Here is a 12,813-nt window from a genome sequence, read left to right on the forward strand (position 1 = left end):
TTTTTTGTAATAATTTTGAAGTAAAACTCCTCAAAATAGCTATTTATCAACTAGATAAGCGTAATTATATCACTTTTAAAGCATATGTCAAAGAAATTATACACGATATTTATAAAGAAAACTCAACTTTTGCCAAACTAGCAGATGCAGAAGGGTATTCGTTTGTTAACCCATGGAACAAAACATCACATCGTCCTTAAAGTCTTATATATTTACTTTTTATAATCGCCAAAGTAATGTTTTACCTTAGAGAAAATGCTATTCTTTCTGATTACATAAGAAAAGACTTGGCATGCGCCAAGTCTTTTCTATCTTTGGGATTATTATTTTTATAGACGAATCAGTTTAATGTTACGATAACGACTCATACCTGTACCAGCAGGTATCAGTTTACCAATAATAACATTTTCCTTAAGTCCAAGAAGCGGATCAACTTTACCTTTAATAGCAGCTTCAGTCAATACACGTGTTGTTTCTTGGAAAGATGCTGCTGATAAGAAGGAGTCAGTTGCTAATGAAGCTTTTGTGATACCTAGCAAAATAGGACGTGCTACTGCAGGTTCACCACATGCTTCAATTGCTTTAGCATTTTCTTCCTCAAAAGTATTGGTATCAATGTATTCACCTGGTAAGAGTCCAGTATCACCTGATTCTTCGGTTTTAACCTTGTGCATCATTTGACGGACAATTACTTCAATGTGTTTATCATTAATTTCTACACCCTGAGATTTATATACTTTTTGAACTTCATATACCAAGTAACGTTGTGTCGCTTGGATACCGCATACTCTTAAAATATCATGAGGATTGACCGATCCCTCTGTCAAACGATCGCCTGCCGTAATTTGCTGTCCTTCACGAACAATAATACGTGCACCATATGGAATTGGATAAACAACCTCTTCACCCATGGCTGGCGTTACTGTAATTTTTCGCATGCCTTTGATTTCTTTTAAATCAACTTGAGCAATACCATCAATTTCAGTAATAATAGCTTGACGCTTAGGTTTACGAGCCTCGAATAATTCTTCAACCCTTGGCAAACCTTGGGTAATATCATCACCCGCAACACCACCGGTATGGAAGGTACGCATTGTAAGCTGTGTACCAGGCTCACCAATGGATTGAGCTGCAATAATACCAACAGCTTCACCAATATCTACAGGATCACCAGTTGCTAAGTTACGGCCATAACATTTAATACATACACCATATTGAGATGTACAAGTCAGTACAGAACGAATGGATACAGTTTCGCGAACTGCAACAATACGATCAGCTAATTCTTCATCAATGGTGTCATTTACTTTTACAATAAGCTCACCAGTTTTAGGATCAACAATGTCTTCAGCTACAAAACGACCGATAATACGATCTTTAAGCGCTTCGATAACACCCGATCCCTCAGTAATGGCTTCAACCTCAATACCACGAATATTATTATTGCGTACCTTTACTTCACGAACATCGCTAACCAAGACGGCTTCGATGGCTTCTTCTGTAAGAGGTGTATCCGCAGCAACAATTTCGATGCCTTGACTATCTGTAATCGCATTAGTCGTATTTTTCCCAAGCATTTCCCGAATCATAGCGTTTTTAAGAATTTGACGCATTTTTTCTTCAGGTGCACCTAAGACAATTGTTTCATTGGAAGCCGAAGCATTGATATCTTCTTCTGTTGTTGTTGACACCCCACGCAGAATAATTTCTGGCACAGCATGCTCACCAATAGCCTGTAAATTCTCATCCGTAAGTACAGTTGGACGTGGAACAAGAATTTCACCAGTTTGAGGATCAATGACATCTTCTGCCAATACACGACCTAAGAGGGTTTCGCGTAATACTTCAATTGCACTAGCACTGGATTTTGCCAATCGTGCCCGCTCGCGGACTAGGTTAATCCCAAAAACGTCACAGTCGTCTTCACGAACAATCACATCTTGAGATACGTCAACCAAACGACGTGTCAAATATCCTGAGTCAGCGGTTCTAAGGGCAGTATCCGCCAAACCTTTACGAGCCCCATGAGTCGAAATAAAGTACTCAAGTACTGTTAATCCTTCACGGAAATTCGCTTTAATTGGTCTATCAATGATTTTACCTGATGGATCTGCCATGAGTCCACGCATACCAGCCAACTGACGAATCTGTTGAATGTTACCACGAGCACCAGAGTTAGCCATCATGTAAATTGGATTAAAGCGATCTAAGTTATTCATCATTGCTGTTGTAACATCATCAGTCGCTTTTGTCCAAAGTTCAATGGTTTTCTTATATCGTTCATCTTCGGTAATCAAACCACGACGATATTGTTTATCAACAATATCAACCCGATTTTCCGTAGTACTTAAAATTTCTTTTTTAGCAGGCGGAATATTGATATCAGAAATAGCTACAGTTATACCAGCGCGACATGCAAAGGAATAACCAAGTCGTTTAATATTATCAAGTACTCCAGCCGTTCTCGATGTACCAAACTGACGATATGTCTCACCTACTAATTTACCAAGCTGCTTCTTATCCATCATAATACCTAAGTGCCACTCACCATCTCTTTCAAAGAAATAGCGAATTTCTTCAGGCAGACTTTCATTGAAAATCATGCGCCCCATGGTGGTATTTACCAAACCATATCGAGGAAAACGAACTTTAATTCGAGCATGAAGTGACAATTCTTTTTGATAATAAGCTAGCAAGGCTTCATTAATATCGCACATAATCTTGCCTTCACCAACATCACCTGCTTTTTCCATGGTCAGGTAATAGGCTCCTAGAACCATATCTTGTGTTGGTGTTACGACAGGTTTACCATCTTTAGTTGATAAGATATTATGAGCAGCGAGCATTAACATACGAGCTTCAGCTTGCGCCTCTGCTGATAATGGTACATGGACAGCCATTTGGTCACCATCAAAATCCGCGTTATATGCTGTACATACAAGAGGGTGAAGTTTGATAGCGCGACCTTCAGATAATACAGGTTCGAAAGCCTGAATACCTAATCTATGCAAGGTTGGCGCACGATTTAGAAGAACTGGATGTTCTTTAATGACTTCTTCAAGCACATCCCATACCTCTGGTCGTACTCTTTCCACCATACGTTTTGCACTTTTAATGTTGTGAGCATGCCCTGCATTCACTAATTTTTTCATGACAAAAGGCTTAAATAATTCTAGCGCCATTTCTTTTGGCAAACCACACTGATGTAGTTTGAGTTCAGGACCAACTACGATAACCGAACGACCGGAATAGTCTACCCGTTTACCCAAGAGATTCTGACGGAAACGACCTTGTTTACCTTTCAGCATATCACTTAATGACTTAAGCGGACGATTACCAGGACCAGTAACTGGACGACCACGACGACCATTATCAATAAGAGCGTCAACAGCCTCCTGTAACATCCGTTTTTCATTACGTACGATAATATCTGGTGCACCAAGATCTAATAAGCGCTTCAGACGATTATTACGATTGATAACACGACGATACAAATCATTCAAATCTGATGTCGCAAATCGCCCGCCATCAAGTTGCACCATTGGGCGTAACTCTGGTGGAATAACCGGCACTATATCCATAATCATCCAGTCTGGGTTGTTACCAGATTTACGGAATGCCTCAGTTACTTCTAGACGACGAATTGCTCTAATTTTGCGTTGACCACTTACTTCTTTTAATTCTTGACGAAGTTCTTTACTCATTTTCTCTAAGTCAAGTTCTTCAAGAAGTTTTTTAATGGCTTCAGCACCCATGCCAACTTTAAAGGCACTACCGTATTTATCACGATATTCGCGATACTCATTTTCAGTCAATAACTGACGTTTCATGAGTGGTGTATCACCAGGATCAAGTACTATATAGGAGGCAAAATATAACACCTTTTCTAATGAACGAGGTGATATATCCAAGATGAGTCCCATGCGACTAGGAATACCTTTGAAATACCAAATATGAGATACGGGTGCTGCTAATTGAATATGTCCCATACGGTCACGGCGCACTTTTGAGCGTGTTACTTCTACGCCGCAACGATCACAAACAATACCTTTATACCGAATCCGTTTGTATTTACCACAATGACATTCCCAGTCACGAGTTGGGCCAAATATTTTTTCGCAAAACAGACCGTCACGTTCAGGTTTTAGTGTACGATAGTTGATAGTCTCTGGTTTTTTGACTTCACCATATGACCATTTACGAATCTGTTCTGGAGAAGCCAACCCAATCCTCATTGAATCAAAATTATTTACATCCAACAAAGGGTTATCACTCCCTTCTTTAAATTACTCAATTTCATCATCTATATCTTTTAAAAAGTCACTTTGAGTAAGTTTTTTCTCCTTACTCTTTGGCTTTTTTGCACCTTTGCGTACTAGCGGTAGTTCAAGATCATCAATCGCATCTTTGTCAACTAAACCTAACTTCGTTGGGGTCATTTCACCAATTTCAGCAATGATATCTAACTCTTCTTCTAGTGGCTCAAGATCATCAATGTTTTCAAATTCATCATCGCCATCTGCATCTACGACTTCAGATTCTATATCATCCTTGGTACGTGCAGTAGGATCAGGAGCAGCAATTAGTGAAACACCAATACTACGCTCAAGATCTTTTGCGGCTTGTTGAACATCATCATCAATGTCATCAATCATAATTTCTTGTGCATCTTCATTTAAAATTTTAATATCAAGACCAATACTCTGAAGTTCTTTTATTAAAACTTTAAAGGATTCAGGTACACCAGGTTCAGGTATATTTTCACCTTTAACAATGGCTTCATAGGTTTTTACCCGACCTACCACATCATCTGATTTTACAGTCAGTAATTCTTGAAGAGTGTATGCTGCACCATATGCTTCAAGTGCCCACACTTCCATTTCTCCGAAACGCTGACCACCAAATTGTGCTTTACCACCTAATGGTTGTTGTGTTACTAGGGAGTAAGGTCCTGTAGAACGCGCATGAATTTTATCATCAACTAGATGAGCCAATTTTAACATATACACAAAGCCGACTGTAACTCTGTTATCAAAAGCCTCACCAGTACGTCCATCATACAAGACAGTTTTACCATCATTCGGAAGTCCGGCAGCTTCTAGTGTTTTAAAGACCTCTTCTTCTCGAGCGCCATCAAATACTGGAGTTGCTAGATTTACACCCGCAACACCTGGTTGTGGCATACCATGTAGATCAATATCATAGCCTACTTTTCGGAGACGATCTTCGATATCTGGCGATTTCGCTTTAATCTGCATACCAAAAGCAGCAGCAGCCATCCCCAAATGGGTTTCTAAAGCCTGTCCGATGTTCATACGAGATGGTACACCTAGAGGATTCAGTACAATTTGCACTGGCGTTCCATCTGGCAAGAAAGGCATGTCTTCTTCACGCATAATGCGAGAAACAACCCCTTTATTACCATGACGACCAGCCATTTTGTCACCTTCGGAAATCTTCCGTTTTTGAGCAATATATACACGTACTAAGAAGTTCACACCTGGTGGCAATTCGTCACCATTTTCTCGGCTAAACACTTTGACATCCACAATTTTCCCAGCTTCACCATGAGGTACACGTAGGGAAGTATCGCGGACTTCGCGAGCTTTCTCACCAAAAATGGCACGTAATAAGCGTTCTTCAGCTGTAAGTTCTGTCTCACCTTTCGGTGTTACCTTACCGACCAGAATATCTCCTGGTCTCACTTCAGCACCAATGCGAATAATCCCTCGGTCATCAAGGTCTTTCAAAACCTCTTCAGCAACATTAGGAATGTCTCTGGTGATTTCTTCTGGACCAAGTTTTGTATCCCGAGCATCACATTCATATTCTTCAATATGAATCGACGTATAAATATCATCTCTTACAATTTTTTCACTTAGCAAAATAGCATCTTCGTAGTTGTAACCTTCCCATGGCATAAAAGCAATGAGTACATTAAACCCTAGAGCTAATTCACCTTTATCGGTCGCAGGACCATCAGCTAAGACTTGACCTTTTTCTACGACTTCGCCTTTGTAAACAATTGGTTTTTGATTGATACAAGTTCCCTGATTCGAACGTAAGTATTTTAACAATTTATATGTATCTAAAATACCGCGGTCAGTTCTTACCCTTATTTCAGTGGCAGTAACTTTTTCAATGACACCAGCATTTTTCGCTAAAATAAGAACACCAGAATCTCGAGCTGCTTTATATTCCATACCAGTTCCGATAAGAGGCGCCTGTGTTCTAAGTAGAGGAACCGCTTGACGTTGCATGTTCGCCCCCATCAAAGCACGGTTAGCATCATCGTTTTCTAAGAATGGAATCATCGCCGTTGCAATCGATACAACTTGCTTCGGTGATACGTCCATATAGTCAACTTTTTCTGCAGGAATGACTAAAATTTCACTTCTATGACGAACTGTAATTCGTGGTTCTACAAACCAGTTATTAGAATCAATTGGTTCATTCGCTTGTGCACAAACTACTTCATCTTCTTCATCAGCTGTTAAGTAGCGTACTTCTTCAGTCACTTGGCGCTTTTCTTTATCAATTTTGCGATAAGGAGTCTCAATGAAACCAAACTCATTAATCCGGCCAAACGTTGATAAGGAACCGATCAGACCGATATTTGGACCTTCTGGTGTTTCAATTGGGCACATACGTCCATAGTGAGAATGATGTACGTCACGGACTTCAAAGCCCGCGCGCTCACGACTAAGTCCGCCTGGTCCCAAAGCACTCAAACGACGTTTGTGCGTCAATTCTGCTAATGGATTCGTCTGATCCATAAACTGAGACAATTGGCTCGAACCAAAGAATTCTTTGATTGCTGCCACAACAGGGCGAATATTAATTAAAGCTTGCGGCGTAATTACATCTACATCTTGAATCGTCATACGTTCTTTAACGACACGTTCCATACGCGACAACCCAATTCGGAATTGGTTTTGCAATAGTTCACCAACAGAACGTAATCGACGATTACCTAAATGGTCAATATCATCGACATTACCAAAGCCATCCATTAAATTTAAAAGATAACTTACTGAAGCTAAAATATCTTCCCGAGTAATGGTTCGATAGGTATAAGGACGTGTAGGGTTACACAGCATTTTAGCAGGTGATCCATCTTTTAGTTTGACTTTCACTTCGATCAAACTACCATCATCAAATACACCGCTTTTTTCAATGAGGTCAATTGTTTTTTCCTCAACTAGTGTATCAGCCGGAACAATAACTTCACCTGTTTCTGTATTTATAATGGGTTGATAAAGAGTCTTACCCATTAAACGACGTTGCCAACCTAATTTCTTTGTCAACTTATAACGTCCTACAGTTGCTAAATCATAACGTTTAGAATCAAAAAACAAAGATTCTAACAGTTGGGTGGCATTATCAACTGTTGGTGGTTCACCTGGACGCAATCTTTTATAGATTTCTACTAGTGCCTCTTCACGAGAATTCGTATTGTCTCGCTCTAGAGTCGCCCGAACTCTCACATCATCGTGAAATAATTCCGAAATGGAGGCATTCGATGCATAACCTAAAGCACGAATCAATACAGTAGCGGGCAACTTACGTGTCCGATCAACACGTACTGACATTACATCATTCGCATCAGTCTCTAATTCAAGCCATGCTCCACGATTAGGGATCACAGTAGAATTATAAAGTTTTTTACCACTCGCATCAATGGTTTCATTATAATACGCTCCAGGAGAACGTACTAACTGGCTGACAATAACCCGCTCTGCACCGTTAATGATAAACGTACCATTTTCAGTCATTAGCGGGAAATCACCCATAAACACTTCTTGTTCTTTAATTTCACCAGTCTCACGATTAATCAACCGAACATTGACACGTAAAGGTGCGGAATAAGTAACATCCCGTTCCTTACATTCTTCAACAACATATTTGGGTTCGCCTAGTGTGAAATTTTCAAAAGTCAGCACTAAATTACCTGTAAAGTCCTGAATAGGCGAAATGTCATGAAAAATCTCTCGCAACCCGTCTTTCAGAAACCAGTTGTACGAATTCTTCTGAATTTCAATAAGGTTGGGCATGTCCAGCACTTCTTTAATCTTGGCATAACTATATCTGACCTTTTTGCCAACCTGAACAGGATTAAACATTAAATCCTTCACCCCTTAGCCAAAATTAAACTTTATACCTCAAACGACAAATTAAAAGTTTTGCAACGTTTTATAAACATCTATTATAGAATAATTTTATCAATTAACTTTTTGTCGCCGGTATAAAACCTTTTACATAATACAATACTGCGTAGCGAATACTATAATACCGATAAGATTAGGAACAGAAACAATGCAAGAAAAGACTTGGCTTTTACCAAGTCCTTAGACGCAGGTAAAACCTAAACGTCTTTACTTGGAATTAGAAAACTATACATTTTCTGATTCCGCAAAAAAAGCAAGGCTTATCAAGTGAAATAAATAGACCTTGCATTTTTTTAGCATGATGAAATGTTATTTCATCCTCCATTATATTACTATTTCCTGCCAATCGAGATTTTATACCTTACGCAATGAAAAACATTACTTAAAAATGAACATTTATCGCATTGAAGAATTATATCACAACATTTTTTCTTAGTCAAGTGATAAACCACATTTTATTTAAAGAAAAATATAAAGAGTACCACAATGGGTACTCTTTATATCTTATACAGTTAAACTGAGTAACAATAACTTAGTTATAATTACTTAATTTCTACAGTAGCGCCAGCTTCTACAAGTTTAGCTTTAATTGCTTCTGCATCAGCTTTAGCAATTTTTTCTTTTACAGCTTTAGGTGCGCTATCAACTACATCTTTAGCTTCTTTCAAGCCAAGACCAGTTAATTCACGAACAACTTTGATTACGTTGATTTTGCTAGCACCAGCAGATGTAAGAATAACATCAAATTCTGATTGCTCTTCAACAGCAGCAGCTGCAACAGGAGCAGCAGCAGCAGCAGCAGGAGCAGCTGCGGATACACCAAATTTTTCTTCTAGAGCTTTCACCAATTCGGATAATTCAAGAACAGTCATGTTCTCAATAGCTTGCATAATTTCTTGTTGAGTCATTTTAAAATACCTCCATAAATTCTTTTTTTATTAAAGCTTTAATTACGCGTTTTTTTACGCTGATTCTTTTTGTTTACGCACAGCTTCAAGCGCATAGACAAATTTGCGGATAGAACCTTGAAGAACGTTGACAAAACCAACGATCGGAGTTTGCATACCAGCCAAAACTTTGGCAATAAGCACATCGCGAGATGGCAACTCAGCCAAGGCTTTAACGCCTTCAGCATCAATAACTTTACCTTCTAACAAACCAGCTTTAACTTCCAACGTTTTTAATTTGTTTTCTTTTACGAAATCAGAAATTATACGCGCTGGAGCAACTGGATCAGTATCAGACATTGCAATTGCAGTTGGTCCCTCAAGATAAACATCCAAACCTTCAATGCCTACTTCCTGAGCAGCAATTCGTGTCATAGTATTCTTAACAACACGATATTCTACACCACCTTCGCGCAATTTACGACGAAGTTGGGTATCTTGTGCTACAGTTAGACCACGGTAATTTGTTAATACCGCACCTTTAGTTGCAGAAAGTTTTCCTTTAAGTTCAGAAACGATTGATATTTTTTCTGATGTTACAGCCACTAAAATCCACCTCCTTTAGAAGATTAAAAACAAAACGACCTCCCGGCATTATAAGCCGGAGGTCGTTAATAGCAAAAGCTATTGCATAATCTCCGACCTCGGCAGGCGAACATCTAAAGATTTACATCTTTTCGTTCATTATGATACCTGCTGTCTACAGCCTAAAATAATTTATTTAGTTGTAATAGACGGTCGATTTTACAATAACTTACTAATTCAAATTAGTCTTTTTTATTGCTAGTCGCTTTAAGCGTATTTACCTTCACACCAGGACCCATTGTAGTGCTCATGGTAATGCTACGCATATATTGACCTTTAGCAGCAGCTGGTTTTACTTTATTTAAAGTATCAACCAGAGTATAAAAATTCGCAAGAATTTTTTCATCATCAAATGATGCTTTACCAATTGGCGCATGGATATTACCAGCTTTGTCTGTACGGTACTCAATTTTACCAGCTTTAATTTCATTAATAGCACGAGTAACATCTAAAGTAACAGTACCAACTTTAGGGTTAGGCATTAAGCCTTTAGGCCCTAAAACTTTACCAAGACGACCAACAGTACCCATCATATCAGGAGTAGCAACTGCTACATCAAAATCAGTCCAACCACCCTGAATTTTTGTTACTAAATCTTCAGCACCAACAAAGTCAGCACCAGCAGCTTCAGCCTCTTTTGCCTTTTCGCCCTTAGCAAAAACCAAAACTGTTTTGGTTTTACCAGTGCCGTGTGGCAATACGACTGCACCACGAACTTGCTGATCAGCATGTTTAGGGTCAACCCCTAACTTAAAAGCAACTTCAACGGTTTCATCAAATTTAGCACTAGCTGTCTTTTTTGCAAGCTCAATCGCCTCGGAAGGGTCATATAACTTGTTTGCTTCAATCAGCTTAGCAGCTTCTTCATATTTTTTACCATGTTTAGCCATATCAAAAAACTCCTTCACTTTGTGGTTATACGGATAATCCTCCCACATTAACACCGAGGTTGTCCAAAGACTAGTCTACGATGTCAATACCCATGCTACGGGCAGTACCTTCGATCATACGCATAGCAGCGTCGACGTTGGCAGCGTTAAGATCTTTCATTTTTGCTTCAGCAATCTCACGAACTTTATCGCGAGATACTTTCGCAACTTTTTTCTTATTTGGTTCGCCAGAACCGGATTCAATACCAGCTGCTTTCTTAAGCAGAATAGGAGCCGGCGGAGTTTTGGTTATAAATGTGAAGGATCTATCTTCAAATACGGTAATTTCAACTGGAATAATTAAACCAGCTTGACTAGCCGTTCTTTCATTAAAATCCTTAACAAATGCCATTATATTCACACCAGCTTGGCCGAGCGCAGGGCCGACCGGAGGCGCTGGAGTTGCTTTACCAGCAGGAACTTGCAATTTCACAAGTTTTACAACTTTTTTAGCCATTTTGCTTACACCTCCTTATCTACATGATGTGGTACTACGGGCCACTGGCCCTCCCACGTAATCATAAAGGTTTCAAAAAATTTATGATTTTTGAAAAACTTTATTTAAACTTTCTCTATTTGAGAAAAATCTAATTCTACTGGTGTTTCCCGTCCAAACATATCAACAAGCACTTTCAGTTTGCTACGTTCAGGATATATTTCAAGGACTTTAGCTGTCCAATTTTCAAAGGCCCCAGATGTAATACGTACAATCTGAGAAACTTCAATATCCATCTTCTGTCTAAGTTCTTCAATGCCCATAGATTTAAGAATGTTTTTAATTTCGGCATCAGTTAGTGGGATAGGTTTAGTACCAGAGCCAACAAAACCTGTAACACCTGGTGTATTGCGGACAACATACCAAGATTTGTCATTGACAATCATTTCTACCATTACATAGCCGGGGAAAACTTTTTTCTTGGTAATTTTCTTTTTACCATCTTTAATTTCAACTTCATCTTCCATCGGTACTACGACTCGAAAGATTTCATCTTCCATCCCCATGGAATGAACTTTGCGTTCTAGATTAGCTTTAACTTTGTTTTCATAACCGGAATATGTATGGATTACATACCAATTTTTTTCAGATTCCATTACCTTCAGGGACGTCTAATTACGCCCCCACCCCCTTAGCCTACTTTATGATAAAACGTAACACCTGGGTAAATGCAGCATCGATTGCCCAAATTAAAAAAGATACCACTGCTACAGTAATAAATACTACTCCTGTATTAGAAATAAGTTCTTGTTTACTTGGCCATGATACTTTCTTCAATTCAGCTTTAACTTCTCGTAGAAATTTTTTAAAGCGTGAAGGATTTGTCTTTACAATTGTTTCTTGGGCAACCATTTTTTCACATCCCTGTCAATACTGCCAATTCAAGCATTAAAGACTACTTGGCAGGGGCGGCAGGAATCGAACCCGCAACCAACGGTTTTGGAGACCGCTACTCTACCAATTGAGCTACACCCCTACTGACGTAATTTATTAATAAATTACTTCGTTTCTTTGTGTAAAGTATGTTTTTTGCAAAACTTGCAATACTTATTGAATTCCAATCTATCCGGGTCGTTCTTCTTGTTTTTATTGGTCTGATAATTGCGTTGTTTGCATTCAGTGCAGGCCAACGTTACCGCATTGCGCATCCTGTACACCTCTCTTACCTGTAAATATGACATCATTTCAAAATGCCACTAATATAATTTAGCATACTTATACGATACTGTCAATACTCGTTGACAGTATCGTGAAAAAAAGTCTTGTTATATAAAAATAATCAATCTTGCAATTAGCAATCACTTTTTACTCATTATAAGACTTCTATAATTATATCAAATTAAGTAAGACTTTATACCTTTACTTATTAATTGTCAATACGGAAAATTAATACTTTGACCGTCACTAAAAGATTATGTCACTTCTTAATTATACTAAAAACACCTTCGCCAAAGACGAAGGTGTACTTTTCATTTTGGTGGCGGCGCAGGGATTTGAACCCCGGACCCTTCGGGTATGAACCGAATGCTCTAGCCAGCTGAGCTACGCCGCCGCATTAAAATTTTTGGTTGCGGGAACAGGACTTGAACCTGTGACCTTCGGGTTATGAGCCCGACGAGCTACCAACTGCTCCATCCCGCGATATTTATATGGTGGATAGGGCTGGATTCGAACCAGCGAAGGCGGAG

General features: G+C 39.0%; 9 protein-coding genes, 3 tRNA genes and 1 other annotated feature. All 12 genes read right to left on the reverse strand.

What is annotated here, in order from left to right; all coding sequences use genetic code 11:
- Positions 1-329: 329 nt before the first annotated feature.
- Entirely contained in the window at positions 330-4,262 is a 3,933-nt protein-coding gene (gene rpoC / locus ACAN52_RS12075) for a DNA-directed RNA polymerase subunit beta' (protein WP_378955040.1), read from the reverse strand.
- A 24-nt stretch (positions 4,263-4,286) separates the two neighbouring features.
- The gene (gene rpoB / locus ACAN52_RS12080) at positions 4,287-8,123 is read right to left on the reverse strand and encodes a DNA-directed RNA polymerase subunit beta (RefSeq protein ID WP_378955041.1); all 3,837 of its coding nucleotides are present in this window, start codon (positions 8,121-8,123) and stop codon (positions 4,287-4,289) included.
- Positions 8,124-8,710: 587 nt separating this feature from the next.
- A complete protein-coding gene (gene rplL / locus ACAN52_RS12085) occupies positions 8,711-9,076 on the reverse strand; it encodes a 50S ribosomal protein L7/L12 (protein WP_378955042.1) in 366 nt (121 codons plus the stop codon).
- A 54-nt stretch (positions 9,077-9,130) separates the two neighbouring features.
- The gene (rplJ, locus tag ACAN52_RS12090) at positions 9,131-9,661 is read right to left on the reverse strand and encodes a 50S ribosomal protein L10 (protein ID WP_378955043.1); all 531 of its coding nucleotides are present in this window, start codon (positions 9,659-9,661) and stop codon (positions 9,131-9,133) included.
- Positions 9,662-9,681: 20 nt separating this feature from the next.
- Positions 9,682-9,839, reverse strand: a sequence feature (ribosomal protein L10 leader region).
- 43 nt (positions 9,840-9,882) lie between these two features.
- Positions 9,883-10,590, reverse strand: coding sequence for a 50S ribosomal protein L1 (rplA, locus tag ACAN52_RS12095; protein ID WP_378955044.1), 708 nt, complete (start codon positions 10,588-10,590; stop codon positions 9,883-9,885).
- A 70-nt stretch (positions 10,591-10,660) separates the two neighbouring features.
- Positions 10,661-11,086, reverse strand: a complete 426-nt coding sequence (rplK, locus tag ACAN52_RS12100; RefSeq protein WP_378955045.1) for a 50S ribosomal protein L11 — start codon at positions 11,084-11,086, stop codon at positions 10,661-10,663.
- Between the two features lie 104 nt (positions 11,087-11,190).
- The gene (gene nusG, locus ACAN52_RS12105; RefSeq protein WP_378955047.1) at positions 11,191-11,721 is read right to left on the reverse strand and encodes a transcription termination/antitermination protein NusG; all 531 of its coding nucleotides are present in this window, start codon (positions 11,719-11,721) and stop codon (positions 11,191-11,193) included.
- 40 nt (positions 11,722-11,761) lie between these two features.
- On the reverse strand, positions 11,762-11,977 hold the full coding sequence (gene secE, locus ACAN52_RS12110; protein WP_378955048.1) for a preprotein translocase subunit SecE: 216 nt from the start codon (positions 11,975-11,977) through the stop codon (positions 11,762-11,764).
- Positions 11,978-12,025: 48 nt separating this feature from the next.
- Positions 12,026-12,101: transfer RNA gene (locus tag ACAN52_RS12115), tRNA-Trp, on the reverse strand.
- Between the two features lie 22 nt (positions 12,102-12,123).
- Complete coding sequence (rpmG, locus tag ACAN52_RS12120) at positions 12,124-12,273, reverse strand: 50S ribosomal protein L33 (protein ID WP_019555299.1); 150 nt, start codon at positions 12,271-12,273, stop codon at positions 12,124-12,126.
- Positions 12,274-12,600: 327 nt separating this feature from the next.
- A tRNA-Met gene (locus ACAN52_RS12125) sits at positions 12,601-12,677 on the reverse strand.
- A 13-nt stretch (positions 12,678-12,690) separates the two neighbouring features.
- Positions 12,691-12,766, reverse strand: a tRNA-Met gene (locus ACAN52_RS12130).
- Positions 12,767-12,813 lie beyond the last annotated feature (47 nt).

This window comes from Pelosinus sp. sgz500959, from assembly GCF_042610375.1.
GTDB lineage: Bacteria > Bacillota > Negativicutes > DSM-13327 > DSM-13327 > CTSoil-075.

Excerpts from the sequence above, each read along its gene's own strand:
- rpoB (WP_378955041.1), bottom strand. The coding sequence starts at position 8,123 with ATGTTTAATCCTGTTCAGGTTGGCAAAAAGGTCAGATATAGTTATGCC.
- rplL (WP_378955042.1), bottom strand. The coding sequence starts at position 9,076 with ATGACTCAACAAGAAATTATGCAAGCTATTGAGAACATGACTGTTCTT.
- rplA (WP_378955044.1), bottom strand. The coding sequence starts at position 10,590 with ATGGCTAAACATGGTAAAAAATATGAAGAAGCTGCTAAGCTGATTGAA.
- rplK (WP_378955045.1), bottom strand. The coding sequence starts at position 11,086 with ATGGCTAAAAAAGTTGTAAAACTTGTGAAATTGCAAGTTCCTGCTGGT.
- nusG (WP_378955047.1), bottom strand. The coding sequence starts at position 11,721 with ATGGAATCTGAAAAAAATTGGTATGTAATCCATACATATTCCGGTTAT.
- secE (WP_378955048.1), bottom strand. The coding sequence starts at position 11,977 with ATGGTTGCCCAAGAAACAATTGTAAAGACAAATCCTTCACGCTTTAAA.
- rpmG (WP_019555299.1), bottom strand. The coding sequence starts at position 12,273 with ATGCGCAATGCGGTAACGTTGGCCTGCACTGAATGCAAACAACGCAAT.